Annotated in this window: 23 protein-coding genes; 11 read left to right on the top strand and 12 right to left on the bottom strand. The window is 66.8% G+C overall.

The annotated features are described in order from the left end of the window. Positions 1 to 62: 62 nt before the first annotated feature. Entirely contained in the window at positions 63 to 1,448 is a 1,386-nt protein-coding gene (locus LGY53_RS19345) for an APC family permease (RefSeq protein WP_225728076.1), read from the top strand. Here the strand turns inward: LGY53_RS19345 and LGY53_RS19340 are convergent. Together LGY53_RS19340 and LGY53_RS19335 are read right to left on the bottom strand one after the other, a co-directional pair. Further along, positions 1,445 to 2,818 (bottom strand): FAD-dependent oxidoreductase, encoded by a 1,374-nt coding sequence (locus tag LGY53_RS19340; protein WP_225728075.1) that lies wholly within the window; start codon positions 2,816 to 2,818, stop codon positions 1,445 to 1,447. The genes LGY53_RS19345 and LGY53_RS19340 overlap by 4 nt on opposite strands. Before the next feature lie 23 nt (positions 2,819 to 2,841). Next, on the bottom strand, positions 2,842 to 4,086 hold the full coding sequence (locus tag LGY53_RS19335) for a glycosyltransferase 87 family protein (RefSeq protein WP_225728074.1): 1,245 nt from the start codon (positions 4,084 to 4,086) through the stop codon (positions 2,842 to 2,844). Between the two features lie 244 nt (positions 4,087 to 4,330). Here LGY53_RS19335 and LGY53_RS19330 point away from each other — a divergent pair, with 244 nt between their 5' ends. Continuing rightward, positions 4,331 to 5,881, top strand: coding sequence for an amino acid permease (locus LGY53_RS19330; protein WP_225728073.1), 1,551 nt, complete (start codon positions 4,331 to 4,333; stop codon positions 5,879 to 5,881). Between the two features lie 19 nt (positions 5,882 to 5,900). Then, positions 5,901 to 6,656 (top strand): bifunctional 2-polyprenyl-6-hydroxyphenol methylase/3-demethylubiquinol 3-O-methyltransferase UbiG, encoded by a 756-nt coding sequence (locus tag LGY53_RS19325; RefSeq protein ID WP_225728072.1) that lies wholly within the window; start codon positions 5,901 to 5,903, stop codon positions 6,654 to 6,656. Positions 6,657 to 6,704: 48 nt separating this feature from the next. Here LGY53_RS19325 and LGY53_RS19320 read toward each other — a convergent pair whose 3' ends face one another. Continuing rightward, a complete protein-coding gene (locus LGY53_RS19320) occupies positions 6,705 to 7,061 on the bottom strand; it encodes a Clp protease N-terminal domain-containing protein (protein ID WP_167475609.1) in 357 nt (118 codons plus the stop codon). A 157-nt stretch (positions 7,062 to 7,218) separates the two neighbouring features. After that, positions 7,219 to 8,775 carry an FAD-dependent monooxygenase gene (locus LGY53_RS19315; RefSeq protein ID WP_225728071.1) on the bottom strand — a complete coding sequence of 519 codons (1,557 nt, stop codon included), beginning with the start codon at positions 8,773 to 8,775 and terminating at the stop codon, positions 7,219 to 7,221. 765 nt (positions 8,776 to 9,540) lie between these two features. Between LGY53_RS19315 and LGY53_RS19310 the strand changes: the two genes are divergently transcribed. Beyond that, positions 9,541 to 10,443 carry a tetratricopeptide repeat protein gene (locus tag LGY53_RS19310; protein ID WP_225728070.1) on the top strand — a complete coding sequence of 301 codons (903 nt, stop codon included), beginning with the start codon at positions 9,541 to 9,543 and terminating at the stop codon, positions 10,441 to 10,443. Here the strand turns inward: LGY53_RS19310 and erm are convergent. Next, positions 10,440 to 11,243 (bottom strand): 23S ribosomal RNA methyltransferase Erm, encoded by an 804-nt coding sequence (gene erm / locus LGY53_RS19305; protein WP_225728069.1) that lies wholly within the window; start codon positions 11,241 to 11,243, stop codon positions 10,440 to 10,442. The genes LGY53_RS19310 and erm overlap by 4 nt on opposite strands. 280 nt (positions 11,244 to 11,523) lie before the next feature. Here erm and LGY53_RS19300 point away from each other — a divergent pair, with 280 nt between their 5' ends. Beyond that, a complete protein-coding gene (locus LGY53_RS19300; RefSeq protein WP_225728068.1) occupies positions 11,524 to 13,764 on the top strand; it encodes a serine/threonine-protein kinase in 2,241 nt (746 codons plus the stop codon). A 3-nt stretch (positions 13,765 to 13,767) separates the two neighbouring features. Here LGY53_RS19300 and LGY53_RS19295 read toward each other — a convergent pair whose 3' ends face one another. The 3 genes from LGY53_RS19295 to LGY53_RS19285 all read right to left on the bottom strand — a co-directional run bounded on the left by LGY53_RS19295 (position 13,768) and on the right by LGY53_RS19285 (position 18,837). Continuing rightward, positions 13,768 to 15,816 carry an AMP-binding protein gene (locus LGY53_RS19295; RefSeq protein ID WP_374111202.1) on the bottom strand — a complete coding sequence of 683 codons (2,049 nt, stop codon included), beginning with the start codon at positions 15,814 to 15,816 and terminating at the stop codon, positions 13,768 to 13,770. A 228-nt stretch (positions 15,817 to 16,044) separates the two neighbouring features. Further along, entirely contained in the window at positions 16,045 to 17,790 is a 1,746-nt protein-coding gene (locus LGY53_RS19290) for an L-lactate permease (protein ID WP_225728066.1), read from the bottom strand. Positions 17,791 to 17,934: 144 nt separating this feature from the next. After that, positions 17,935 to 18,837, bottom strand: coding sequence for a RimK family alpha-L-glutamate ligase (locus LGY53_RS19285; RefSeq protein ID WP_225728065.1), 903 nt, complete (start codon positions 18,835 to 18,837; stop codon positions 17,935 to 17,937). A gap of 85 nt (positions 18,838 to 18,922) precedes the next feature. On the opposite strand from LGY53_RS19285, the gene LGY53_RS19280 reads away from it, so the two are divergent. The 5 genes from LGY53_RS19280 to LGY53_RS19260 all read left to right on the top strand — a co-directional run bounded on the left by LGY53_RS19280 (position 18,923) and on the right by LGY53_RS19260 (position 23,599). Continuing rightward, a complete protein-coding gene (locus LGY53_RS19280) occupies positions 18,923 to 20,188 on the top strand; it encodes an acetyl-CoA carboxylase biotin carboxylase subunit family protein (RefSeq protein ID WP_225728333.1) in 1,266 nt (421 codons plus the stop codon). A 43-nt stretch (positions 20,189 to 20,231) separates the two neighbouring features. Beyond that, positions 20,232 to 21,206, top strand: coding sequence for a RimK family alpha-L-glutamate ligase (locus LGY53_RS19275; RefSeq protein WP_225728064.1), 975 nt, complete (start codon positions 20,232 to 20,234; stop codon positions 21,204 to 21,206). Further along, a complete protein-coding gene (locus LGY53_RS19270; RefSeq protein WP_225728063.1) occupies positions 21,203 to 22,276 on the top strand; it encodes an ATP-grasp domain-containing protein in 1,074 nt (357 codons plus the stop codon). The genes LGY53_RS19275 and LGY53_RS19270 overlap by 4 nt, the downstream gene beginning before the upstream one ends. A gap of 18 nt (positions 22,277 to 22,294) precedes the next feature. Then, the gene (locus tag LGY53_RS19265; protein ID WP_225728062.1) at positions 22,295 to 22,873 is read left to right on the top strand and encodes a GNAT family N-acetyltransferase; all 579 of its coding nucleotides are present in this window, start codon (positions 22,295 to 22,297) and stop codon (positions 22,871 to 22,873) included. A 219-nt stretch (positions 22,874 to 23,092) separates the two neighbouring features. After that, positions 23,093 to 23,599 carry a hypothetical protein gene (locus LGY53_RS19260; protein WP_225728061.1) on the top strand — a complete coding sequence of 169 codons (507 nt, stop codon included), beginning with the start codon at positions 23,093 to 23,095 and terminating at the stop codon, positions 23,597 to 23,599. Between the two features lie 7 nt (positions 23,600 to 23,606). Here the strand turns inward: LGY53_RS19260 and LGY53_RS19255 are convergent, their stop codons facing one another. The 4 genes from LGY53_RS19255 to LGY53_RS19240 all read right to left on the bottom strand — a co-directional run bounded on the left by LGY53_RS19255 (position 23,607) and on the right by LGY53_RS19240 (position 26,186). Continuing rightward, complete coding sequence (locus LGY53_RS19255) at positions 23,607 to 24,143, bottom strand: GNAT family N-acetyltransferase (protein ID WP_225728060.1); 537 nt, start codon at positions 24,141 to 24,143, stop codon at positions 23,607 to 23,609. Positions 24,144 to 24,229: 86 nt separating this feature from the next. Beyond that, the gene (locus LGY53_RS19250) at positions 24,230 to 24,754 is read right to left on the bottom strand and encodes an AAA family ATPase (RefSeq protein WP_225728059.1); all 525 of its coding nucleotides are present in this window, start codon (positions 24,752 to 24,754) and stop codon (positions 24,230 to 24,232) included. A gap of 42 nt (positions 24,755 to 24,796) precedes the next feature. Beyond that, positions 24,797 to 25,645, bottom strand: coding sequence for an SDR family oxidoreductase (locus LGY53_RS19245; protein WP_225728058.1), 849 nt, complete (start codon positions 25,643 to 25,645; stop codon positions 24,797 to 24,799). 55 nt (positions 25,646 to 25,700) lie between these two features. Further along, entirely contained in the window at positions 25,701 to 26,186 is a 486-nt protein-coding gene (locus LGY53_RS19240) for an FHA domain-containing protein (protein WP_225728057.1), read from the bottom strand. Here LGY53_RS19240 and LGY53_RS44150 point away from each other — a divergent pair. Further along, positions 26,173 to 26,340, top strand: a complete 168-nt coding sequence (locus LGY53_RS44150; RefSeq protein WP_225728056.1) for a hypothetical protein — start codon at positions 26,173 to 26,175, stop codon at positions 26,338 to 26,340. The two genes, LGY53_RS19240 and LGY53_RS44150, sit on opposite strands and share 14 nt — an antisense overlap. Positions 26,341 to 26,374: the final 34 nt, after the last annotated feature.

Genomic DNA, 26,374 nt, shown 5'->3' with positions numbered 1-26,374 from the left:
TTGCCGGTACGGACAGGCGATTACCCGCATTCTTTGATCGATCGTCGAAGAAAGGGGTTGTCATGACCGAACCTCTGCCCAGATACGCCCAGCAGCTTTCCCGCTCGCTGTCCATGCGGGAGAACATCCTCGTGACGCTATCCGCGGTGACCCCCGCGTCCAGCGTTTTCATCATCGCGCCCGCCGTCCTGCTCGGGGCCGGCGGCGCGGCCGTGACGGCATTCCTGATCGCGGCGGCCGCGGCCGTCTTCGTCGGCATGTGCTACGCGGAACTATCCGCGACATATCCCATTGCCGGCGGCGAATATTCTTGGGCCGCAAGGCTACTCGGCAAGTCCGCCGGATTCGCGACCTTTCTGCTCACGCTGGTGACCGGGATGCTGATCATCGCGGTGATCGCCCTCGGCACCGGGTCCTATCTCGGCGTGGTGTGGTCCGGGCTGAGCGGCAAGTGGATCGGGGTCGCGGTGATCGCGGGCACGACGCTGATCGCCTTGCTGAACATCCGCACCAACGCCTGGATCACGGGTATTGCGCTGACCATCGAGATCATCGCCGTCGCCGTCCTGGCCGTACTCGGTTTCGCGCACTACGAACGCGGCCCCGGCGAGTTCTTCCACGCGCGGACAATGGATTCCGGCCACGTGGTCGGGGTGAGCACGGGCGCGCTGGTCGCGTTCGTGCCCGTCGCGCTGTTCGCGTACAACGGTTACGGCCAGGCCGTGTACTACGTCGAGGAGACCAGGAACGCGGCTCGCTCGATCGGCCGGATCATCATGATCAGCCTCGCGATAACCGTCGCGGTCGAGGTAATCCCTTTGGCCGCGGTGGTTTCGGGCGCGCCGAGCATGCCGGGACTGCTCGGTGCCGCCGCGCCGATGAACTACCTGCTCACCAGCCGCGGCGGCGCGGCGATCAACGACGCGGTGAGCGTCGGCATCGCGATCGCCATCATCAACGCGGTCATCGCGATCGTGCTGCAGATCGCGCGGCTGCTGTTCGCCTCGGCCAGGGACCGCTCCTGGCCCGGACCGATCGATGCCGTGCTCGGCGCGGTGCACACCCGGACGCACGCGCCGGTGGCCGCGACCATCGTGGTGGGTGGATGTGCCGGTCTCGCAGCCGCATTCCTGCCGCTGAACTGGCTCATCACCGCGACCGGCGCGGCCGTTGTGCTGGTCTATCTGATGGTCGCGCTTTCGGCGCTGCGGCTGCGCCGCACGGGCGCACTGCCCAGCCGCGGCTACCGGATGCCGCTGTGGCCAGCGCCGCCGCTGATCGTCATCGCCGTCGTGCTCTACGTCGCGTACCGGGTGCTGCTCGACGGCTGGGCCCAACTCGCCGTCGCCGTCGGCACCATGGTGCTCGGCGCGCTGTACTACCTGCTCTATCTGCATCCGCGCCGCGGCGACCGCTGGTCGTTACCGGACCCGATCCACGAGGACTAACGGTCTCGTTGCACCGCGGCCATCGCCTTGCGCGCCGCCACCAGCACCGGATCCCACACCGGCGAAAACGGCGGCGCGTAACCGAGATCCAGCGCGACCATCTGTTCGACGGTCATCCCGGCGGTGAGTGCGACGGCGGCGACATCGACCCGTTTACCCGCGCCCTCGCGCCCCACGATCTGTACGCCGAGCAGCCGCCCGGTGCGGCGTTCGGCGAGCATCTTCACCCGCATCGACGCCGCGCCCGGATAATAGCCGGAGCGGCTGGTGGATTCGATGGTGACCGTGACGAATTGGAGTCCGACGGCCCGGGCGTCCTTCTCGCGCAACCCGGTTCGCGCCACCTCCAGATCACACACCTTGCTCACCGCGGTACCGACGACGCCCGGGAACGTGGCGTATCCGCCGCCGACGCCGGAACCGATGATCTGGCCGTGCTTGTTGGCGTGTGTGCCGAGCGGAATGTGGCGCAGCTCCCCCGAAACCAGATCCAGCACCTCGACGCAATCGCCACCGGCCCAGATATTTTCGTATCCACGCACCCGCATCGCGCGATCGGTGAGCAGCCCGCCGGACGCGCCCAGCGGCAGGCCCGCCTCGCGCGCGAGGCGGGTCGCCGGGCGCACCCCGATGCCGAGTACCACCACATCGGCCGGGATTTCGGCATCCTTGGTGACCACCGCGCGGACCCGGCCATCGCCATCGGTGCGCAATTCGATCACCTCGGCGTCGCCGATCACCTCGATCCCCATGCCGGACATGGCATCTCGCACCAGCGCGCCCATATCCGGGTCGAGCGTCGACATCGGTTCGCCGCCGCGATCGACGACCGTGACCTCGAATCCGCGCTGGATCAGCGCCTCCGCCATCTCCACCCCGATGTAGCCCGCACCGACCACCACCGCCCGCCTGCCGTCGATGCGGTCGAGGGTGTCCAGCAGCGCCTGCCCGTCGTCGAGGGTCTGCACGCCGTGCACCCCGATCGCGTCGATTCCGGGCAGTTCCGGCCGGATCGGCGTCGCACCGGTCGCGATCACCAATTTGTCGTAGTCCGTCCAGGTTTCGGCGCCGGATGCCAGATCCCTGGCCAGCACCCGGCCGCCCGCGACATCGATGGCGATCGCCTCGGTGCGCATCCGCAGGTCGATATCGCGCGCCCGATGTTCGGCCTCGGTCCGCGCGATCAACGAATCCCGTTGCGGCACAGCGCCACCCACCCAGTACGGAATTCCGCACGCGGAATAGGAGGTGAAGCGGCTCCGCTCGAAGACGATGATCTCCAATTCGGCGGCCGTGCGCAGCCTGCGGGCCTGCGAGGCCGCCGACATTCCGGTCGCGTCGCCGCCGATGACCACCAGTCGCTCAGTCATGACACCAACGCTACCGATCAAGATCAGGAACCGGTGAGCGACGGCTCCCTGGTTTCGGCGACCGCTTCCGTCGCGCTCGGCAGCCGCCTACTCGCGGCGAGGTACAGCAGCACCAGCAGCACGCTGAACCACACATAGGTATTGCCGATGACGTGCTGCCACGGTGTCCACGCCAGCTCGCGTTTATCGTCGCCGGGCAGCCAGTCCTGCGGACCGTAGACGAATATCGCGGCGGTCACCGCACTGGTGACATACCAGCCGATGGCCTGTCGCGACGGCAACCGGGTCGCGTAGCCGACCATGGCCAGCAGCGCGGGCGCGATCCACACCCAGTGGTGCGACCACGAGATCGGCGAGAGCAGCAGCGTGAACACCGCGTTGAACGCGAAGGCGAGGGCGGGCATGGCCGCGGCCCTGCGCATCGCCGTCGCGACCAGCAAGAGCAGTACGACGCCGATGGCCAGCCAGATCAGCGTCGAAGTCGGCTTGGTGAAGCCCAACCGCGTCAGCATGCCCTGAATCGACTGATTGGTACGGAATGCCGAACCGCTCAACCCGGACAGATTGCCCATACCGCCGAACCAGTACCGCACCGAAGCGGCGGGCAGCACCGCGAACGCCAGCAGCGTCGCCACCACACCCGATACCGCCGCGGTGGCCGCCGCCTTGTACTCCCGGCGCACCAGGAAATACAGCACGAACGCGGCCGGGGTCAGCTTGATCGCCGCGGCGACGCCCACCAGGATGCCGCGCCGCCAGCGCGGCTTCTCGGTCAGGCAGTCCGCCGCGACCAAGGCCATCGCGATGATGTTGACCTGGCCGAAGTCCAGCGTCTGATGTACCGGCTCCAACAGCATGGCCAGCGGCAGCGCGCACGCGCCGACCAGCAGCGCGGTCCGGCGCGCCGACTCGCCGGGCCAGATCCGGCGCGCCACCAGGTACAGGGTGAGCGCCAGCCCGAGCACCGAGGTGATGAAGAACGCGACCTTCGCGATCCCCCACGGCAGGAAGGCGTAGGGCCCGAGTGCCAGCGCCGCGAACGGCGGATAGATGAACGGCAGCCCGATGCCGAGGGTGGTCGGCGGCAGCGTGCCGTACATATCCCGGCCGTGCCACAGCGCCTCGACGCCGAGACGGTACACCTGTAGATCGATGAAATCGCCGGTGATCGGGTCCAGCGGCCATAGCGGCACGTACTGGTACACCACGGACAATACGACCAGGACGGCGGGAATCAGCCACACGACGGGCCCGAAACGACGGTTCACTGAATTCGGCCTATCGGGGTGGTCACACTAATCATCCGGAGCGACTATACCGACCCGGGTTCCGTCGTTCGAACCGTGGGTCGGGATTGATTTGGCATCGCGTAGCGATTCGATGAGGGGATGGTGGTCGGGTGACGGGTGGGCCTTCCATTACGTTTTGCCGTTTTTCGCACGATCGCTGGCCGGTCGCCGCACACTTGGGCGAAACGCCGTACGAGAGAGGCGTTTTCATGCGGGAGCAGTTATGAATACAGTATCGAGCGGTGACGAGCCTGCGCCGTCGGCCGACGAACGGCGGCTCGCCGAACTCGGCTACAAGCAGGATTTGGCCAGGACCTGGTCCGGTTTCTCCAACTTCGCCATCAGCTTCACCATCGTCTCCATCCTCACCGGCGGCCTCGCCAGTTACGGGATCGGGCTGGCCAACGGTGGGCCGATCACCATGGCATGGGGCTGGCCCCTGGTCTCGGTGCTGGTCCTGTTCGTCGGGCTCGCCATGGCCGAATTGGCCTCGGCGTATCCGACCTCCGGCGGATTGTATTGGTGGGCGGCCGAATTGGGCGGTCCGGTGTGGGGGTGGTTCACCGGCTGGTTCAATCTGATCGGGCAGATCGCGGTCACCGCGGCCATCGACTACGGCGCGGCGGTATTCGCAACCGCGGTGCTGAACGTGATCGGCATCGATATCGGAACAGACCGCACCGCAATATTTCTCGTCTTCGTCGTCATTCTCGTGGCGCACGCGGTGCTCAACGCGATCGGCACCCGGTTGTCGGCGCTGATCAACAATGTGTCCGCGTGGTGGCATGTGGCCGGTGTGCTGATCTTCGTCGCCGTGCTCGGCATCGGGGCGAATCATCACCAGAGCGTCGGATTCGTCTTCACCAAGACCGTGGAGAACAGCGCGATCGGATTCGGCGGGGTCGGGTTCAGTTTCCTGCTCGGCCTGCTGCACGCGCAGTACACGTTCACCGGATACGACGCGTCCGCGCATATGTCGGAGGAGACGCATGACGCGGCGCGCAGCGCGGCCAAGGGCATCATCAACACCATCGTCGTCTCGGCGGTCGCGGGCTATCTGCTGATACTGGCGGTCACCTTCGCGATTCCCAACCTCGACGACGCGTTGAATCCGGATAAGAACAGCGGCTATCCGGTGATCTTCATCCTGCGCAACTCGCTCGACTCGTTCTGGTCCGGGCTGCTGCTGATCATTGCGGCGGTGGCCCAGCTGTTCTGCGGCTACGCGTCGGTGACCGCGGCCTCCCGGATGCTGTTCGCCTTCGCCCGCGACGGCGCGGTGCCGGGATCGGCCTACTGGTCCCGGCTTTCGGCGCGCAAGGTGCCGGTGCACGCGGTGCTGTTCATCTCCTTCTGGGCCTTCGTGCTGCTGATCCCGTCGATGTTGGTGCCCGCCGCGAACGCGCCGACCGCCTATGCCGCGGCCACCTCCGTCGCCACCATCGGCCTCTACATCGCCTACGGCATCCCGATCCTGCTCCGGCAGTGGCACGGCGCCCGATTCGCTACCGGCCCTTGGCAACTCGGTGCATGGTATCGACCGGTCGGCATCGTCTCGCTGGTCTGGATCGTCGCCATCAGCGTGCTGTTCATCCTGCCGACCGACGCCAAGGGCTTCCCGTGGAACGACGGATTCACTTGGAACGCGGTGAATTACGCGCCGATAGCGCTCGTCGCGGTGGTCGGCGCGATCACCGTCTGGTGGCTCGCCTCGGCCCGGCGCTGGTTCACCGGCCCGCGCCGCACCGTCGACGAAACCTCCGTATCCGTCTGATCCGAGTACAGTCGCGCCAATGCGCGACCAACCCGACCTCGCATCCTGGCACGCCTGGCAGGAAAGCCCTTGGGGGCGCCTGCGTTACGCACTCGCGGAGACGAACCTGCTCCGGCATCTGCCGCCGGGCCCGCTGCGCATCCTCGATATCGGTGGCGGCGACGGCGGCGACGCGCTGCGGCTCGCCGCCCACGGCCACCGCGTGACGATCGCGGACCCCAACGGGGCGATGCTTTCCGTGGCCGAAAAACGGGTCGCCGCAGCCGGATTCACGGAAACGGTGCGGTGCCTACCGGTCGCCGCGGCCGAGATCGAGGACGGCGATTTCGATGTGGTGCTGTGTCACAACGTGATCCAGTACTTGGACGATATCGCCGCCGGTGTGCGCACCGCACTCGGGCCGCTGCGCCACGGCGGGGTGTTCTCGATGATCGCGGTGAACCGCGATTCGGTCCCGCTGATCACCGCGGTGCGCCGGCTCGATCCGGCGACCGCGCTCACCGAACTCGATGCCACCCGCCAGCGCAGCGAGGTCTTCGGCGCCGAATTCGCACTGCTCACCGCGGCCGAACTGCGCGGCATGCTCACCGATGCGAATGCGAAAGTGCTGGCGCACTATGGAATTCGCAGTATCTGCGATCTGCAGAGCGATACTGTCGACAAGGCCGATCCGGCCTACTACGCCGATCTGCTGCGCCTGGAGTCGGCGGTGACCGATCGTGCGCCGTATCGGGACATCGCCAGATTATTCCAACTGGTCGGAACCGTTCCGTGAATCCGCTTACGGCGCAGCGAATTTCATCCTATGACCGGTTCTTATATCCTACGACTGCCGATTGATCGCCTCCGTGAACGCCGCCGCGTGCGGGCCGGTCCATTCGAATTCGACCCGCGCCGGTTCCGCCGGTCCGTGATTGCCGATGGCCGGTCCCGGAACGATCGATTCGGCGAGTTCGCGCAGCTCGGAGAACGTGAGCGCGCCACCGCCACGCAGCTGCCAGTGCACCTCCAACAACGGCATCGGTTCCGCGTTGAGCAGCGCGACGAGCAGATCCTCGGTGCCGATGTAGTTGTGGCCGTGTTCGGCCGCGATCTTGGCGGCCCGGCGCAGCGCGATGATCACTCCGGGGGCAGCGCCGGTGATGGTCGTGACGGTGGTGTCCCGGTCGGTGCTGGTCACAGTGGCCCCTTTCGATCGAACAGCTGAATTCAGACCACGCTACCGAACACCGGCGCGCTCCGGTGCCAAGTCTGAAAACCTTATGCCCCACAAACTTTGGCCGACCGATCAATACTGTCGCGGGTTCCGCTGCGGCACAGCGGAACCCGCGCGGCGATCAGACCGGCTCACCGAACCAGCGGGTGAGCGCATCGGCGAGTCCCGCGGTGCTCGCATCGTCGGCCGCCCACGCTACATAACCGTCCGGGCGCACCAGCATCGCGACCGTCGGCTGCGGCAGCACCGGTTTCGCCGTCACGACTCGGACCCGGTCGGACCATTGCGCCGCAATGGATTTCACCTCGGCGGTGGCGGACATATCGAGCAGCACACCGCCGCCGTCGCCGAAGTGCTCGCCGAGCCGGGTGCCGTCGGACAGTTCGAGATCCGGTGCGGCAGCGCCGATGAGCGGATGCCCGCCGCCGAGGTCGTAGCGGTGCAGCACGCCGGAGAGCTTCTTGAAGATGAACGTCGTCCCGTCGGTGGTGCCGATCAGGTCCGACACCACACCGCGCAGCGCGCGGGTGCGCGGATCGAGTCGCATCAAAGCGACCTGCGCCCTTGTCCATTCGAGCACCCACGCACCGATCGGATGCCGCTCGGCGGTGTAGGTGTCGAGCAGTTCCTCGGATACCCGGCCCGCGATCACGGCCGCCAACTTCCAACCGAGATTCACCGCGTCGCCGACGCCGAGGTTCAGTCCCTGCCCGCCGAACGGTGAATGCACGTGCGCCGCATCGCCGGCGAGCAGCACCCGGCCCTTGCGGTATTCGGGTGCCTGCCGGGTGTTGTCGGTGAATCGGGTCGCCGACTTGACGGCCGAAATCTCCACCGGCACACCGGAAACCCGGCGCAGGCTGGCCTCCAGCTCCTCGCGGGTGATCGGCGCGTCCCGGTCGGCGGGCGGGCCGTCGAGCTCGACGGTGAGGAAGCGACCCGGCGTCGGACCGTAGACGTAGATGCCGTTCGGGGTGGACTGCCAGCCGACCCCCAGACCATCGGTGTTGGCGACATCCGCGACCGCCTGATGCCCGGTGATCTCCCCGTCGAGACCCGGGAACTCGAATCCGGCGAGCTTGCGCACCGTGCTGCGGCCGCCATCGCATCCGATCAGCCAACCGGCGCGAATCTGCTTGTCGCCCAATCGGATCGAGACACCGTCGCCCTCGTCGGTGAAATCGATGAGCTCGGTGCCGCGCCACACCGGGATGCCGAGTTCGGCCGCCCTACGCCCCAATATCGCCTCCATCTGCTGCTGCGTGATCAGGAAGGCCTCGCCCGCCGGGCCGATCTCGGTGAAAACCAGGTCGTCCGGATCGATACTGTCGCCGGACAGCATGATGCCCGCGAAGTGGCCGATGATCGGCCTGCGCCTGACGCCCGACCCGTCCACCAGCCCTCGATCGAAGGCGGGACTGAGCGGTTTCCCGGACAGCGAGAAGGTCCGCAAACCCTCCACGGATACCCGCTGCGCGGCCAACAGCTCCGGCAGCAGGCCGCGCCGGTACAGCGCCTGCGCCGTCGGCACATTGATCGCACCCGCCTTCAGCGTCATATCCGGTTCCGCCAGCCGCTCGACCACCAGCACCTTCACCCCGGCAAGCCCGAGTTCACAAGCCAACGTCAACCCGACCGGCCCCGCGCCGACCACCACCGCATCGAATGTCTCATTCATGAAACCCACTGTGCTGGGCCCCGATTGCGATCGTCTTGCACCGGCTTACACCGCGCTTGCGTGCACCCGGGCGCGCGGACGCGGACACATGCTGGTAGGCTGCTACCCAGGCGTCGATCGCCGATTCACCCGAGCCGGGCCAGTTCTCCGAGGTATGTGTAACCGCGAGTTACAGTAACTCTCGTACGCGCGGCCTCGGCCGGAAGGTAAATCCGAGCAGTCGCACCGCGTCTTCGAACCGCATTGCCTGTACGCGGTGTGCACCCATAGAGACGGGGGTGCTCGCTGGAGAAGCGATGGTCATGATCGACTCCGGCCATCGGATCACATTCGTCCGAATGGACGATTGCCCTCGATGTACCACAGAACGAAATTCGGTGTGGATTGGCGAGTTTTTGTCAGGCGCTGACGCAACCGGCGGGGGCGGGTAGTTTCCGTATTCGCCCGAACGGATTACCGATGAAGAAGCGCGGCGGTGTCCGAATCGGCAGCGATCGCAACACCTCTTGACCTCGGTAAATACCGACCAGTTCGCAAATTGTTCGCCCGCATCCGATGAATACTGAATCCCATTTCCAATGGCAGGACCATCGAATCCGCAGGGCGCGCGACACATTCGAATTCGTTCGCCGCGGACGCGGACTACCGATCGCTGTCACGGTTCGGTCGCCGCGTGGAGTTTGCCCCGCCCGATCGGCGGTCGACGAGTACGGTATACCCGCGCAAACATGGGTGAGCCGTACCGGTGGAAAGGCGGGGCGCGACATGAACGGGCCGTATTCACAGTGGGATGCCCGGAATTCGTCGGAACATCTAACGCTGGCCGCCCACTACCGCAGCGCCGACCCGATCCGCTGGAACGGCAGCATGGTCTACCCGATGTACACCGAGCAGATCGCCGGCGATCCGGCCCTGGTCACGCTGACACTGCTGTCGGCAGCGCCGCCGCTCGGCGTGCGCGGACTCGGCATCGGAATGTCCATGGTCGACGCCTATGTGGGGCTGGACGGGCGCAGACTCGGCGGCGTCGACGTCTGGAGCGACGCGCTGGCCACCGGCATCACCTTCGAACTGGTGCCGACCGAGCCGAGCGCCATGTTCACCCTGACACCGGTGTGGGTCGACGCCGACGGCACACAACAGTCCTGGACCGGCAATTACGGCATCCTCGTCGAACCGACGCCGAGCGGTTCGCTGGTGCTGTGGTGCAGCGTCGGCGCGGGACCGGCCAACTTCGCCAACCTCGTCGTCGAATTGTCCACCGGCAAAGGTGAATACGAGGTCGGTGCGGATACCGACGCCCACACCCATCCGCAGCCCGTTGTCACCGTCGACGACGAACCCGCCGATCCCGGCTACCGCAGCGCCCTCTACGACCTCGGCGTCGCCATGTACAGCCGCGGCGAGGAGGAGCACGCCTGCGGGCTCTGGGCGCAGGCCGCCGAGGCCGGACATGCGGGCGCCGCATACGATCTCGGCGTCGTCCGGTTCCGTCGCGGCGATCTGGCCGCGGCCGAACACTGGTGGCGCACCGCCGCCGACCGCCGCGAATCCCGTGCCATGTCCGGGCTCGCCGAACTCCTCGACCGCCAGGGCAACCACGCCGAGGCCAGGGTGTGGCGCGCCTGCGCGGCCGAGGAACGCTCCACCGATCAACCGGTGAACTAGCGCCTGCGCAGCTTCCGATACAGCGTCAGCCACCTGTCCGGCGCGACCAACCCGACCGGCACATCCGTACCGATTCCGGCCGCCGCGCACGCATCGCGCACGGCCCCGGCGGGATAGCCGCAGCGCAGCGAACGTGCAAGGGAGCCACCGACTCCCGAGAATCCGAGCTCGACAGTCCTTTGGTAATCCCGGAAGTCGGCCATCGGGAGCAGCGGTTCGCGACGCCTGAGCAGCAACAGCACACCGGCATCGACCCGCGGTACCGGATCGAATGCGAACCGGCTCACCTTGGGACCCAATTCCATTGTCACCCAAGGCCATTGGCCAACAGTGAGTCTGGTCCAGCGCCCGTACGCGCCGGCGTACTTGCGCGCGAACTCCAGCTGGGTGAGCAATGTGGCCGAGGTCAGCCGACGCGCGGCCAGGCACCAGCGCAGGATATCGGTGGAACTGCCGAAGGGAATATTCGCCACGACGGCGAACGGCTCGCGCGGCACCGGTGCGGCTCGAAAATCCATGTGGTAGCACCGGATTCGCGGATCATCGAGGTATCTGTCACGCAACAGCGCCGCGTAGCCGGGATCCTTCTCATAGGCGAGCAGACGGCGGCAGCCGACCAGCTCCCTGGTCAAAATCCCTGCGCCGGGGCCGATTTCGACGACGAGATCGTCGGCCCCGACCCCGGAGGCCCGCACGATCGCGCGGGCGATACCGGTATCGGTGAGGAAATTCTGGGAAAGCCTTTTACGGGTGCGCACCCCGGTTTCGCGGGCATGCGGCAGCGAACGATGACGGGACATGGGTGTCCTCCAGAAACGGAGCGGTCGAATCAGGAAAGGTGTGATTCGCCCGGACCCATGCCGGGGCAGCGGTGATCAGCTGTGGATGACGGTGCGATGCCCCGGCCGAGTCCGGGTCGCCGCGCGCAGTCGGATACAGAACGCGCACACGGCGTACGCGCCGTTGATCCCTGGACTGCCTCCCATGTCCGCAAACCTACGGCAGGCGCCGCCTGCCGGGAAACCTATTTATTCGGCCGAGATCGACTGACTTGTCACCGCATCGGATTACCATGCGAAAATGGCGCGTCCCGCATCGCCGGGTGTTCGGGCGACGGTGGAATCGGGTCCGTCGCCGGGCGATTCGCTGGGCGGGGTGGCCGAGGTCGTCGAGCGGTTCACCGACGCGTGGCGTGACGCGGATACGCCGCCCCCGCTGCTCGATTACCTCCCCGACTCCCCCGCGGTCCGCCGGGTCACGCTGATCGAGCTCATCAAGATCGATCTGGCCAATCGGTGGTCGCGCGGAACCGAGCCGAAACGCCTCGCCGACTATGTCCGGGAGCTGCCCGAGCTGAGCACCTGGCCGCTGCCGCCGGATCTGATCTACGAGGAGTTCCATCTGCGCAGGCGGGCAGGCGGCGACGTCCGGGTCGTCGATTACACGGCCGCGTATCCGGAACAGGCGCAACAACTTTCGGAAATGCTGGCCACCGACGACTATCGGAGCACGCTGCTGAATCCGGGCGAGCCCGCCGGATTGGACGAGTTGGAGCCGGGCCGGACGATCGACGATTTCGACCTGATGACCGGGCTCGGCCGCGGCGCGTTCGCGCGGGTTTTCCTGGCGCGCCAGCGCTCGATGCAGCGGCTGGTGGCGGTGAAGATCTCCCGGGATCGCGGCGCCGAACCGCAGACGCTGGCCCAACTGGACCACGACTATATCGTGCGGGTCTTCGATCAACGGGTGCTCCCCGGGCGTCTCCGGCTGCTCTATATGCAGTACGTGCCGGGCGGCACGCTGTTCACCGTTCTCGAAAAGATCAGGCGCACACCACCAACCGAACGCAGCGGGGCGCTGCTGCTCGCCACGGTGGACGAGGTGCTCGCCGCGCGGGGCGAGATCCGTCCCGCCGAATCGGCGGCCCGCACCGAGCTCGCGACACTGTCCTGGCCGGAAACCGTCGCCTGGCTCGGCCGCCGGATCGCCGTCGCGCTCGACTACGCGGGGCATCACGGCGTGCTGCACCGCGACGTCAAACCGGCCAATGTGCTGCTCACCGCCGAGGCGCTGCCGAAGCTCGCCGATTTCAATATCAGCTTCAGCGGCAATGTCTCCGGGGACAGCCCGGTGGCCTACTTCGGCGGTTCGCTGGCCTATATGTCGCCCGAGCAACTGGCGGCCGTGCATCCGGACCGGCCCGCCACCGCCGCCGATCTCGACACCCGAAGCGACCTGTACTCGCTGGCCGTGGTGCTGTGGGAATTGCTCACCGGCACAAAGCCGTTCGGCGAGGAGGTGGCCGAAGGCGGAGACCGCACCGCGCTCGACGGCATGCTCGAGCGCCGCGCCGCCATCCCGGAATCCCTCCCCTACGAACAACTTCCGCCGGACTGCCCGCCCGCGCTGCGCCGGGCGCTCACCAGGGCGCTCGAACCGGATCCGGGGCGGCGCTGGCCGAGCGGCGCCGATTTCGCCCAGCAGCTCGACGTATGCCTGGACGCACACGCCCGCGATCTGGTGGACCCGCCGCCACGCAGCTGGCGGCTGCGCGCCCGCCTGCTGATGCATCCGATCATGGCGCTGGCCATCGGCGTGCCGAACGCGCTGGCGATCCTGTACTCCTACAACCATATCCGGACCCTGATCATCGACAGGCTGGACGCGGGGGCACAGCGCCGCTTCATCGAATACGCGGTCACCACCTACGCCGTCTGCTTCGCCCTCGGCGTGCTGGCCTCGAACGTGCTCATCGCCAGGCTGTGGTCGATGACGCTCGGCCTGCGCCGCGGAAAGACCTACGACACAGCGACTCTCGCGCGTGCACGCGCGGACACCCTGCGACTGAGCGCGCGCATCGAGCTGATCTGCCTGGCGCTGTGGGTGCTGGCCGGGGTGTTCGTTCCGGTGTCGGTCGAATTGTCCGGCAACCACATACCCGCAGGTTCGTACGCGCATTTCTTCCTCACCCAGCTCGTCTGCGGCGCGATCGCCGTCGCGTATCCGTATTTCCTGGTGAGCTGGTACGCGGTGCGTTCGGTGTATCCGATGTTCCTGCCGCACGGTGGTCCGGGCCGTCCCGATTCGGTCCAGCTGAGCCAATTGGACCGGCGCAGTACGCATTTCCTGGCCGTCGCCGCCGCGGTGCCGCTACTCGGCGTCGCGGGCGCCACCTTCGTGCCCGCGACCGACCTGCCCGCGGTGCTGGTGCCCGTGCGGGTGCTCGGGGTGGGCGGCGCGCTCGCCTTCGTCGGCGTCTACTGGGTATTCCGTTCGCTGGAACGGGATTTGGCCGCGCTGCGGCGGATCGTGCGACGCTGACGCTCAACCCGGCTGAATCAGCGTGCGCTTCAGTATCTTTCCGGTGGCGTTGCGGGGCAGCGCGTCCAGGAAGGTGACATCGCGCGGCACCGAGAAGCGGCTCAGCCGGTGCCGGATGTAATTGCACACCATCTCCCGGTCCAGCCCGAAACCCTCCCGGGTCACCACGAAAGCCGCCAGCCGCTGGCCGTATTCGGTATCCGGCACCCCGACCACCGCCACCTCGCTGACCTGCGGCAGATATGCCAGCGCCTCCTCGACCGGGCGCGGGAAGACGTTCTCGCCACCGGAGATGATCATCTCGTCGTCGCGGCCCGCGACATACAGCAGATCGTCCGCGTCGAGATAGCCCAGATCGCCGGTGTCGAGCATGCCCGCCGATTCGGTGGGCGGTGTCGCGTCGGTGTACCCGTCGAACAGCATGTGGTTGCTGACGAAGATGCGTCCGGTGACGCCGTGCGGCACCGGACGCAGATCCTGGTCCAGCACGGCGAGTTTGGTGCCGAGCGGCGGACGGCCCGCGGTGGTCGGCGCGGCGCGCAGGTCGGCCGGGTCGGCGATGGTCGCCCAGGACACCTCGGTGGAGCCGTAGATGTTGTAGAGCACGTCACCGAAGGTGTCGAGGAACCGCTGCACGACCGGACCGGCCAGCGGCGCACCGCAACTGGCGACGATGCGCAGACTGGACGTGTCGTAGCGGGCGCGCACGTGCACCGGCAGATCCAGGATGCGGTTGACCATAACCGGCACCACGATCATCGAGGTCACCCGCTGTTCGGCGATGAGCCGTAGGCAGTCCTCGGCGTCGAATCGCTCCGGCAGCACGACGGTGGCCCGGATCGGAGTGCTGATCTGCAGCGCCGACAGACCCCAGGTGTGGAACAGCGGCGCCGGGATGAGCATGGTCTCGTCCATCCGGAACGGGATCCGGGACAGCAGCGCGGCGATGGTGCCGAAACCCTTGGGCTGCGGGCGTTTCGCGCTTTTCGGGGTGCCGCTGGTGCCGGAGGTGAGCACGATCAGCCTGCCGGGATGGGGCGGCCGGGTGAACCGCGGGGAATCCAGTGCGATCAATTCCTCGACCGTTGTCGGACCGGCGCCGGTGCGGCGGGAAGTGGCGAATTGATGAATCTCCGGAGCGAGATATTTGATCAGCGAACGGTATTCGTCGTCGACGAAAATCGCGGCGAGTGAATGCCTTTCGACGACCTCCTCAATCTGAAGTGCCGACAGTCCAGTATTCAGCAATACCGTGTCGACACCCAATTTCCCTGCGGCGACCATGGTTTCGACCATTGCCACCCGATTGCGGGATAGCAGGCCGACGGCATGTTCGGGCCCGAAACCCAATGCGGCGAGCGCACCGGCGAGCCGGTGCGTCCGCTCGTGCACCTCGGCGAAAGTGTAGGTGGCGTCACCGTCGACGATCGCGGGCCGCCCCGGGGTGTACGCCGCCGCGGCCGCATATCCGCCGGCCAGCGTGAAACCCCATTTGGCCAGTCCGCCGAGCTGTTTCAGCCCGCGATCGGGGCGCAGGCTGCGCACGACGCCGGTGGTCATCAGCTGCTTGTAGATGCCGACCTGCAGCTTGGCCTGCGAATCCTCGCCGTTCACCAGCACCGAATCCGGGGTGCCCGCCGCGGCGGCCGCCACCCGGGCCAAACCCGCACGGGTCCAGGCGATCACGGCGTCGCGACCATGACCCGCGATGGCCTCGTGCACCCGGCCGACACCGATATAGGTGACGGTGATCTTGGTCTGCCGATGGTCGCCGCGCAATCGGACCGAGGCGAATCCGCCGTGGCTCGGGCACCGTAGCTCGAAGGTTTCCGGTTCTTTGCCGATGGCCAGATGTACCGGGGGCAAAGCGATTTCACCTTTGGATCCGGCACGGATCAACAGCAGCGGATGCGGCTCGGCGGATTCCGCGCGTTCACAGACACCAACCCACTGGAACATTCGCGAATAGGTCTGCGGATCCATGAGCAGATCCCAGATAACCTTGCGCGCGACAGCGAACTCCGCATCGACAGTGATGACATCGGTTACCAATGGCGTGCATTTCTGGTCGGCCGACCCGTCCCCAATGGATCGGCATCGTTATGTATTTGTACCCACCGGTAACACTACGGTCAAGTAAGTGTCGCCGATCTGTCGAATTGCCTTCGCGTATACCGGCCGGTTGGGCGTCGCGCACATGGCGACGCACCGGCCATCAGCATCAACAACCGGTCGGTTCGTGTCGTTGCGGCGGTGTAAGCGGGCTCGACACCGCGCGGCTCATGGCACCATCCAGGACAGCACGGGTGTCGACTGGAGGACGACCAGCACGCACATGCCCGCCAGGAACAGCAGGCTCCAGCCGAGTACCCGCCGGAATATGTCGCCCTCCTTGCCCGGCAAGCCGACCGCGGCGGCCGCGATGGCCAGGTTCTGCGGCGAGATCATCTTGCCGAGAACGCCACCGGAGCTGTTCGCGGCGGCCAACAGAGTCTGCGACAGGCCCGCCTTGTCGGCGGCGGCCACCTGCAACGCGCCGAACAGCGAATTGGACGAGGTGTCCGATCCCGTGACGGCGGTGCCGAGCCAGCCGAGTATCGGCGACAGCAGTGCGAACACCCCGCCCGCCCCGGCGAGCCAGGCGCCGAGCGTGATGGTCTGGCCCGAGGCGTTCATGACGTAGGCCAGGGCCAGGACGGCCAGCACCGTCACGATCGCCCAGCGGAGTTGGCGCAGCGTTGCGCCATAGGCGCGCAACGCTTTCGGGATGGATACCGACAGCGTCGCCATGGTCAGCAGTCCCGCCACCAGTATCTGAGTACCGGGTGAGGTCAGGAGATTCAGCGTGAAGGTGACCGAACCGAGTTGTGCGCCTTTGGCATTGAACAGATGCAGGCCGGGCCAGGCGAATTTGCGGGTCGCGTGATCGAGCAGTGTTTTGATCGGCCCGATCTGCCCCAGACCGAAGACGGCGATGATGATGAGGTACGGCGCGTAGGCGCGAGCGATCTCCCGCCGCGAATCGGGCTGCTCCACGCGGCGCGTGCGGTCATCCGGCGCGACCTCCGTGGCAGGGGCTGCACCGGTTCCTCTGGACGCGACGTCCGCGGCGGTTCCTCCGGGCGCGACCTCCGCGGCAGCGACCACACCGGCTTCAGGCGCGACGTCCGCCACGGCAACCGCGCCGACCCGCGCCGGATCGGCTGCCGCTGGCGCGGGTCGCCGCACCCGCAGAAATACGACGACGGCCGCCGCGGAGACCAGGGCGGCGACCACATCGGCGAGCGGCACCGAAACGAAATTCGCTGTCGCATACTGCGCGAGCGCGAAGCAGACACCGCAGACCACGGCCACCGGCCACGTCTGCCGTATCCCGTTCTTGCGGTCGACGATGAAGACGAGCACCAGCGGAACCAGCACCGACAGCACCGGAGTCTGCCGTCCGACCATCGCCCCGAGCGTGTCGGCGGAATGGCCGGTCACCGCGCCGAGCGTGACGATCGGCGTCGCCATCGCGCCGAATGCGACCGGCGCGGTATTCGCGGTGAGCGCCAGGACGGCGGACTTCATCGGCGCGAATCCGAGGGCGATCAGCATGACCGCGGTGACGGCGACCGGGGTGCCGAAGCCCGCGAGCGCCTCCATCAGCGCGCCGAAGCAGAACGCGATGAGGATGGCCTGCACCCGCTGGTCGTCGCTGACACCGGCGAACGATCGGCGCAGCACGTCGAAATGCCCGGTGGCGACGGTCATGTTGTACAGCCAGATCGCATTGATGACGATCCACAGAATCGGGAAGAACCCGAACGCCGCACCCTCGGATCCGGCGAGCAGCGCCTGGCCGACGGGCATTCCGTACACCCAGATCGCGACGATCAGCGCTGTGCCCAGCGCCACCAACGACGCGATCCACGCGGCCCACCGCAGCACCCCGAGCAGCGCGAAGAGCACCAGCAGCGGCAGCGCCGCGACGAGCGAACTCCACGCGAGTGAATGGGCCAGTGGATCGAGCACTTGGTGATACATCGCGAAACCTCCAGAACCGAGCAGAGCCCGAGCACCGGTCCGAGTAGCCACCGAGCTACGGCGGGTGGTCGGCCGGTACCCGGCAGGTGAATTCTGGTCAACTGCCGGGTGTTCGGTGGTTTGTTTCGCGACAACGCGGTCGGATCAGCGCCGCTGGAGCCGATCTACCGTGGCCGTGACGAGCGATGCCAGCAGGTCGGCGTAGCGGTCGATCGCGGCCGGGTGCGCGTCGAAAAACCAGGACGGGTCGATCAGTTCGGCTTCCATGAGGTAGAAGTCGCGGCCGTGGCAGATGCCGTCGACGCGGGCGTACGCGGCCTGGTGCGGTAGCGCGTCGAGCACGGCCCGCAGCTGCGGGAGCAGCCAAGCCGGAGGTTGTCGAGGCGCACAGCTACCGCCGTATCGGTGCTGCACCCGATAGTCGGTCGCGGCAGGCCTTTTGAGGACCGCATGGCTGAGGGTCCCCGCGTAGAAGCTCGCCGACCACTCACCTTCGATATTTATCTCCGGCATGAACCGTTGGACCAGTGCGCCGCTCGACTCGAGGATCGTATCGAGGTGCTGTTGGTGTCGATCCGCGTCGGGAGGGCCGACGCGGATGGTGCGGTATCCGCAGGCCGATACCGACGGTTTCACGACGGCATCGGTCCAATCGTTGGCGCGCAGGATGTCCGAGAGCCGGGCCGAGGCGCCGGCGTCGACGAAAGCCGTTGGAATGATGCGGATCCCGCGCTCGGCGAGGTCACGCAGATAGCGTTTGTCGCTGTTCCAGCGGACGAGTTCGGGCGGATTCCAGATGGGGACGGCGGTGCGCTCGATCCGTTCGAGCCAGCGGAGGAATTCCGGGTAGCGTTTGTAGTATCCCCAAACCCCGCCCACCACAATGGCTTCGAACCCTGTCCAGTCGATCGCGGGGTCGTCCCATGGGACGTGGTGCGCGTCGAGACCGCGGGCGCGCAGCGCCGGCAACAGACCCGCATCCTCGGGTAACAGCGTCGGATAGTCCACACAGGTGGCGAAGGCCAGCCGGGGTCCGCACCGGTTCATGGCACGGCTCCTTTCCAGAGTTCAGCGGGTCATGTTGCATGTCAACGGCATTCGATCCCCCGGCTCAGGCTAGTCTGGCACGGTGATGGAACTGGGCGAGGTGGCGCACTCGTTGGACGACGCACCTGCCGACGGACGTCCGCTGCTGATTCTGGTCAACAGTGGCAGGAATGCCGCCTACCGGGGTTGGACGCTGCGGAGCCTGGCCGAGCGGTTTCGCCTGTGGCTGTTCAGCATTCGGCCCGCGAGCTGGGAGCGGCCCTACGTCGTCGGACAGACGCTGGTCGATGTGCTCGATGTCGAGGCGGCCGTCGACGCCGCGCACCGGCTTCGGGCGAGCTACCCCGTTTCCGGCGTCCTGTGTTATGACGAGATGCGGATCACCGCGGCGGCCACTCTCGCCGAGCGGCTGGGCGTGCCGACCAGTTCCGCGGATTCGGTCCGTGCCTGTCACGACAAAGCGATGCTGCGGCACAGCGCGGGTGGGGTGGCCTCGATTCCGGTCGATGACGTTGCCGCGGCATCGGCCGCCGCGGAGCGGATCGGGTACCCGGTCATCGTCAAACCGCGGACGCTCGCGGCCAGTGAAGGCGTCGTACGAGTCGATCACGCCGATCGGATCGCGGATGCTTTCGGATTCGCCGCCGCGGCGTACGGCAACTTCGGCGCGACGGCAGGCCACGGTGGTGTGCTCGTGGAGGAGTACCTCGACGGTCCGGAGATCACCGTCGACGCGGTGGTGTGGCGCGGAGAGGTTGTGCCCGCGTTCATTTCGCACAAGCGCCAAGATTTGGCGCCGACCTTCGAGGAGACGGGTCATCTGGTGGTCGCGGAGGATCCGCTGCTCGCCGATCCGGACATCCTTCGGATCGTCCAACAGGCGCATACCGCGGCCGGTTTCGAGCATGGCGTGACCCATACCGAGGTGCGCCTCACCGAATCCGGTCCCAAGCTGATCGAATTGAACGCTCGGCTGGGCGGAGATCTGATCACCTATGTCGGTCTGCTCGCCACGGGTATCGACCTGGCGCTGGCCGCCGGACAGTTGGCGGTGGGCGAAGCACCGGATATCCGGCCCCGCCGACGAGCCGCGGCGGCGGTGCGATTCTTTTATCCGCCATATGATCTCATCGTCGACGATATTCGCGTCCACACCCAGCTGCTGCCGAAGCGGACCTGGTCGGTGACACCGCTCGCCGAACCGGGAACCGAGCTGCGCCGCCCACCCCGGGCCTTCGTGAAAGGCCGGGCGGCAATGGGATTCGTCATCGCCACCGATGCCGACGGCTGCGACGAGGCATTGCGTGACATGTCCGCGGCCATCGAGATCAAAGGACGACCGATTTCCTAGTGGGAACCCGTTTTTCGCTCTTCCCGACCTATCCAGGAATTCGATGGTGAACAACGTCGTCGTGATGACCGACTTCGGCTCGACCGAAGGCAGCCGAATACCGCTGGCCCGCGCGGTGCGGCTACTCACCGGCAGCGCGCCCGAGGTGCTCGACGCCCGCCACTTCTACGACGGCGGCAAGGGGCACGTTCGGATGGACGGGCCGACACCGGTTCTGGAGGTGCCCGCCGACGGCATCCGGATCCGGCCGACGGTTCTGATCATCTACGAGATCCCGCCGGGAGATCGGCACCGGCTCAGCCGCTTTCAACACACGATCCGGCACAGCGGCATCGCCTGCCTCGGCGCCGACGCCGACGCGTGGCGCAACGCCACCGATAAGCAGTGCACCGTCGAGCGATTCGCGGCGGCGGGTATCCGGCAGATGGAGTCGGTAGTGCTGCATCGACCACGACCCGCCGATGCGGAGGAGGTGTTCGATCGGCTGGGCCGCGACGTATGGGCCCGCCCGGCAACGGGTTTGGGTGGTCGCGATGTCTTCCACATCACCGGCGTCGAACAACTCCACCGCGTTGTCGCGCGATACGCGGCGGGTGGACAGAAGTTTCTGCTGACTCGCGATGCCGGAAATTTCGATGCGCGCGGACTGCGCCATCAGTACCGCGTGGTCGTACTCGGTGATCGGGTGTTGCGGGTCTGCGAGCATGTGCAGCCCGACCCCGACGCGCCGTGCAACGAAGCGCAAGGCGCCCGCTCGGACCTGTTGTCGCCGAAGGCATTACCGCCCGCCCTGGCCGAGCTGGCGATCGACGCCACCCGATCGCTCGGACTTCCCCTCGGCGGTGTCGACCTGGCCGCCGAGAACGGCGGCGTGGTATTCGAGGTGAACGTGCACCCCGTATTGACCGGCGACCGTGGATTCGACACGGTCACAATCCCTTTCGTTCAGGCGCATCTGGACGGCGGGCCATCCGCCGAACCCGGATCGCGGGAATCATGGATAGGAGGCCGCGGGTGACCACGGTCGGAATCTATTACGGCGGCCGCTCGCACGAACATATCGTGTCCGTCGAAACGGCCAACGCGCTCATACCGCTGCTCCGCCAGCCGGGCCATGACATCGCCTGGATATACGTCAGCGAACAGGGGCGATTGCTCGTCGGAGACACCGCCGCGGTCGATGCCCGAATCGATTCGGCCACGCCGGTCGAGCGGCTGCACGAGCTGCCCGAGTACCACATGATGCTCTCCGCCGGCCGAATGCGTCTCGTTCCGGTGCACGGCGGCCACCCGGATATCGATATCGACATCGTGCTGCCGCTGTTCCACGGAGCGATCGGTGAGGACGGCAGCATCCAGGGACTGTGCCGATTCTTCGGCGTGGCATGCGCGGGACCTACGCTGCTCGGCGCCGCCCTCAGCCTCGACAAGGTCATCTGCAAGACGATCGCCGCGCAGCACGCAATCCCCATCGGGCCGTACACCGTCGTGCAGACCGCCGATCCCGACCTCGACGCGCTCACCGCTATCCTCAACGGCCCCTACGTGATCAAGCCACGATCCCAAGGATCCTCACTGGGTGTCTCGTTCGCCGCCGACCGGCACGAACTCGAGCGGGCGATCGCCGAGGCGCGCCGATTCGGACCCGACTGCCTGGTCGAACAGTATGTACAGGCCATGGAGGTGCACTGCTATGTGCTGAAAACCGGGACCAGGACCAGGGTTTCGCTCGTCTCGGGCAAAATTCCGCCCGACCGTATCTACAGCTACCCCGACAAGGTCCGGACCCCGCACGGGGTACGTCGCCTCGCCGGCGACGATTTCGCACCCGACCTGGTCCACCGCATCCAGCAGTCGGCGCTTCGCATCGTCGGACTGCTCGACGGTCACGGTTTGGCCAGACTCGATTTCTTCCTCACCGACGCGGGTGATCTGCTGTTCAACGAGATCAACTCGATTCCGGGCCTGCGCCGCAACGCGGCATACGGCTCGTTCAACTCCTGGGCCAACCACGGGCTCGAATTCGCCGACATCATCACCGAACTCATCGACGACCAACTCGCCCCGCGACCGGCAGCGCCCGCCTGAGTCCGGATACTGGTCCATATGCCGCTTCTCACCGAACCCGTCGTGCCGGCGGGCAACCTCGCGCGCTTGGCGCAGCCGTCGCTGAAGGTCGACGAACTCGTGTTACGCCCTTGGCAGCCAACGGATGTGCGCGCCGTTGTCGCGGCCTATGCCGAACCTGATATCCAACGGTGGCACATGCGATCGATGACCGGCGAGGAGGCGAGCAGTTGGATCGCCCAATGGCCGCACCGCTGGACGGCCGAGAGCGGCGCGGGGTGGGCGGTGACCGACGGCGCCGACGTCCTGGGTCAGATCAGCCTGCGGAAGCTGGTTCTCGCCGAAGGGTTGTCGGCAATCTCGTACTGGGTGCTGCCATCGGCCCGGGGACGCGCGGTCGCGAGCAGGGCACTATCCGAATTGACGAGATGGGCTTTCGACGAGCTCGGCCTTCACCGCATCGAAGTCGCCCATTCCACCTCGAATCCGGCATCGTGCCGGGTGGCCGAGCGCGCCGGATATCCGTGGGAGGGCACCAAACGCAGGCAAGCTCGACATGCCGACGGGTGGCACGATATGCATCTGCACGCTCGGCTCGCGGATGATCATCCTGCTTGACGGTCGAGCAGGCGAATAGGTCCCGACGAGCAGCGCTCCCCAGTACTAGCTGATACTTGCTATTCGACTGGCATACAACGCAATTGGGGAGACTTCGGTGCAGTGCACGGTGCTACGCTGCCATCGAGTTCGAGGACAGGAGGGGCAATGCGCGGATCTGATCGGCGAAAGTTACGGCCCGGCAGTGTATTCGGGAAATTCGGGTCGAATATCGTTGCATTGGCATTGCTTTCGGTGGCGATCTCGGCGGGACCATCGACCGCACCGGCACGGGCGGCGGAGGGCGATCTGACCTGTCAGGCGAAGGCGACGTTCATCTTCGACCCCAACCCGCTGTCCTACTACGACACCTATCTCACGCCCTCCGGCACGGTCGACCTGGGCGCGAATGCCGATACGGGCACACCGTGCACATCGGACACCGGGGCGACGATGTCGGGCGGCACGTTCACGCTGGATCCGTTCGGCGCCGTATTCAGTTGCACACACGCCGATCTCACCGGCACCGGTGCCATCGCCTGGAACAACGGCAATCCGGCCAGCTCCATCAAATGGCATCTCACCATCACCGTGCGCGGGGACCGAACCCTGACCGCCGAGGTCGTCGCGGGACCGCTCCAGGGCGATACCCTGACGATCTCTCCCGGAAACGTTACGGCCGACGGTGATTGCGCCGGATACATCCGCAAACTGCAATTCGACGACGCCACAATCACATTCCAGTGAGGCACGCCTATCGACGGTTCCCGACTCGCCGCATGTGCACGTCTGTGAACCCGTCCCGGCGCACCGATCGGACGATGCTGAAACCCAACTTTTCCGCCACCCGCCGCGACGGCGCGTTATCCGTCGTCGTCATGATCTCGACCGGGTGATCCGGCCACGCCCGCTCGGCCCAGGCCACCGCGGCCGCCGCCATCTCCGACGCGAAACCTTTCCCCCATGCGCTCGGCCGGAAACGATAGTAGAGGTTCAACAGCCGCTCTCCGTCCCGCACCGTGACCCGCAATCCACCGAACCCGATGATCCCGCCCGCCGGGGCCACTTCGACCGCTTCGACCGCCCAATACCCGATGCCGTGTTCGGCCCAGTCGCGCAACCAGATTCGGAACAACTCGACGGATTCGTCCACGGATCGCGCCCGATCCGGCCGGAACACATTAGCCGCCGGATCACCGTGAATCTCCACCATCACCGGCAGATCACCGTCCACCACCTTCCGTAGCACCAACCGGTCGGTACGTATCAACTCCGGCGCACTGTCCACCATCAACGCAGCCTAAGACGACCACCCCGCCCTCGTCACACCGTTTTCCTCGCACTTGCCGGTCGGTCGGCCCGATAGCCCCGGCCCGGTCAATCGATCGGGCGCGCGTCGCGGAGGATCGCGTCTACCGTTTCGTCGACCGTCGAATCGGAAGTGTCCAGCCATAAGCCGATTCGTGGGGTGTTGTCGCGGAGTCCGGCGTCGAGGTCGGCCACGCTGAAGACACCGTATGCCTTCTTCGCTCGGCCCAGCTCACGGCGTGCCACCACTTCCGCGCGTGGCGCGAGTACGACGACGTAGCGGGGGCGGGTTCGGATCCGGTCCACGAACCACGCCAGTTCCGCGCCCAGTGCCACGTCCTGGACGATCGCGGTGAACCCGTTGTCCGCGTAGGCATCCGCGGTTCGGGCCGCCAGTTGATAGCGCAATCGCAGCTGCGCCAACGCATCCGGGGTCGGGTCGGGGGACATCTCCGCGCGGCCGTTCACCACGAAACGCCGGAACACATCGCCGCGCACATGTGCCGAGCGCGGCAGGCGTTCGGCCAAAGCCTGTGCGACGGTGGACTTTCCGGCCGCTTGGATGCCGGTGATGAGATATACCGCGCCTGCCATGCCGAACATGATCGAGTACGGACGCCCGATGACTCCGGCGAATCAGTGGGTGGGCTGATCGATATAGCGGTGCATGGCCCAGTTCATGGTGCGCATCGCCGCGTTGTAGGCGGGCGGGAAATACCGTTGCGCCAGGTGGCCGATGCGGATGTCGGGCGAGGTGTAGATGAGGTAGCGGTCGCGTTCTACGCCGCGGACCACCGCGCGGGCGGCCGCCTCCGGGGTGACGGCGTGCCGCATGAACAGCGAGATGCCGCGCTGCACGGCGGCGGTGGAGCGGTCGATGCCCGCGATGTCGACGCTGTCCACCATCGGCGTCGCCATCGCGCCGGGCACCACCAGGCTCACCCCGATGCGGTGCCTGCGCAGATCGAAGCGCAGCACCTCCGACACGCCGCGCAGCCCGAATTTGCCCGCGCTGTACGGCGCATGCCACGGCAGCCCGAAAAGCCCTGCGGCCGAGGATACGTTGACCAGATGTCCGCCCTTGCCCGCGGCGATCATCGGCGGCACGAATTCCTCGATCACGTGGATCGGGCCCATCAGGTCGATATCGATGGTGCGCCGCCACTGCTGATGGGTCAGCCGGTCGACCGAGCCCCAGGTGGCGATGCCCGCGACGTTCATCACGACATCGACATTGCCGAGTTCGGCATGGGTTTTGGCGGCCAGGTCGACGACGGCGTCGTAATCGCTGACGTCGGCGGCCTGCGCGAGGTGCACGGTGGCCCCGGTCGCGCGCACCAGCTCGGCGGTCTCCTGCAGGCCCGGATCCGCGATATCGGTGAGCACCACCGAGGCGCCCCTGGCCGCCACCGCGAGCGCGGTGCTGCGCCCGAGCCCGCTGGCCGCTCCGGTGATCAAACAGCGCTTACCGCCGAACTTCGTCATGCCGACGACGATAGACGAACACCGCTGTCTATAAAAGACTGGCGCGTCAAGAGCCTCACCGCATTTCGGCCGACACCACGATGGTGGTCCAGCCGCCGAGGTGGATCCGGTCGCCGCTGCGCAGCAGCACCGGCACCTTCGCCGGGATCAACTCGTCGCTGCCGTTGAGGCTGGTGCCGTTGGTGGAGCCGAGATCGGTGATGGTGAGCGCCTCGCCGTCGATCCGCAGCATCGCGTGCGCGCGGGAGACGCCCGCGTCGGCGGGCGGGATGCCGAGGTCGATATCCGGCGCCAACCCCTGTGAGACGCTGCGCTTGCCGATCAGGATCTCACCGCCCCGCAGCGTGATCCGCCGTTCCGGATAGAACGCCGGGAACTCCACCCGGTCCGCATCGGGCCCCTTGCGCGCGATCACCCGATCGTAGAATTCGCGGTCGGCGGTGATGATCGCCACCCATCCGGATTCCGGAACAGCTTGTGCGCCAACGACTTCGGCCGCATGCACGGTGGGCGCGAGCCGGGGGTCGGTGACCGACTCCACCGGCGGCGGCGCGGGCAGCGCGGAATCGAATCCGCAGACCTCACAGAACCGGCCCGAACTCGGCGATCCGCACGACGGGCACGCCGCGATCGGCGCCGCGGCCACCGTCGGCGCGGCCGTACTCCCGATCGGCGACCCGCACACATCGCAGTAGTCGGTCGCCACGGACTCGTGGCCATCGGGGCAGA

The sequence above is a fragment of the Nocardia sp. JCM 34519.1 genome (assembly GCF_020361265.1).
Taxonomy (GTDB): Bacteria; Actinomycetota; Actinomycetes; order Mycobacteriales; family Mycobacteriaceae; genus Nocardia; species Nocardia arthritidis_A.
This window is presented reverse-complemented; position numbering and strand designations above follow the sequence as displayed.

Bases quoted from the DNA above. Each gene is read 5' to 3' on its own strand.
- LGY53_RS19345 (WP_225728076.1), top strand. From the start codon at position 63: ATGACCGAACCTCTGCCCAGATACGCCCAGCAGCTTTCCCGCTCGCTG.
- LGY53_RS19340 (WP_225728075.1), bottom strand. From the start codon at position 2,818: ATGACTGAGCGACTGGTGGTCATCGGCGGCGACGCGACCGGAATGTCG.
- LGY53_RS19330 (WP_225728073.1), top strand. From the start codon at position 4,331: ATGAATACAGTATCGAGCGGTGACGAGCCTGCGCCGTCGGCCGACGAA.
- LGY53_RS19325 (WP_225728072.1), top strand. From the start codon at position 5,901: ATGCGCGACCAACCCGACCTCGCATCCTGGCACGCCTGGCAGGAAAGC.
- LGY53_RS19315 (WP_225728071.1), bottom strand. From the start codon at position 8,775: ATGAATGAGACATTCGATGCGGTGGTGGTCGGCGCGGGGCCGGTCGGG.
- LGY53_RS19310 (WP_225728070.1), top strand. From the start codon at position 9,541: ATGAACGGGCCGTATTCACAGTGGGATGCCCGGAATTCGTCGGAACAT.
- erm (WP_225728069.1), bottom strand. From the start codon at position 11,243: ATGTCCCGTCATCGTTCGCTGCCGCATGCCCGCGAAACCGGGGTGCGC.
- LGY53_RS19300 (WP_225728068.1), top strand. From the start codon at position 11,524: ATGGCGCGTCCCGCATCGCCGGGTGTTCGGGCGACGGTGGAATCGGGT.
- LGY53_RS19290 (WP_225728066.1), bottom strand. From the start codon at position 17,790: ATGTATCACCAAGTGCTCGATCCACTGGCCCATTCACTCGCGTGGAGT.
- LGY53_RS19285 (WP_225728065.1), bottom strand. From the start codon at position 18,837: ATGAACCGGTGCGGACCCCGGCTGGCCTTCGCCACCTGTGTGGACTAT.
- LGY53_RS19280 (WP_225728333.1), top strand. From the start codon at position 18,923: ATGGAACTGGGCGAGGTGGCGCACTCGTTGGACGACGCACCTGCCGAC.
- LGY53_RS19275 (WP_225728064.1), top strand. From the start codon at position 20,232: ATGGTGAACAACGTCGTCGTGATGACCGACTTCGGCTCGACCGAAGGC.
- LGY53_RS19265 (WP_225728062.1), top strand. From the start codon at position 22,295: ATGCCGCTTCTCACCGAACCCGTCGTGCCGGCGGGCAACCTCGCGCGC.
- LGY53_RS19255 (WP_225728060.1), bottom strand. From the start codon at position 24,143: ATGGTGGACAGTGCGCCGGAGTTGATACGTACCGACCGGTTGGTGCTA.
- LGY53_RS19250 (WP_225728059.1), bottom strand. From the start codon at position 24,754: ATGGCAGGCGCGGTATATCTCATCACCGGCATCCAAGCGGCCGGAAAG.
- LGY53_RS19245 (WP_225728058.1), bottom strand. From the start codon at position 25,645: ATGACGAAGTTCGGCGGTAAGCGCTGTTTGATCACCGGAGCGGCCAGC.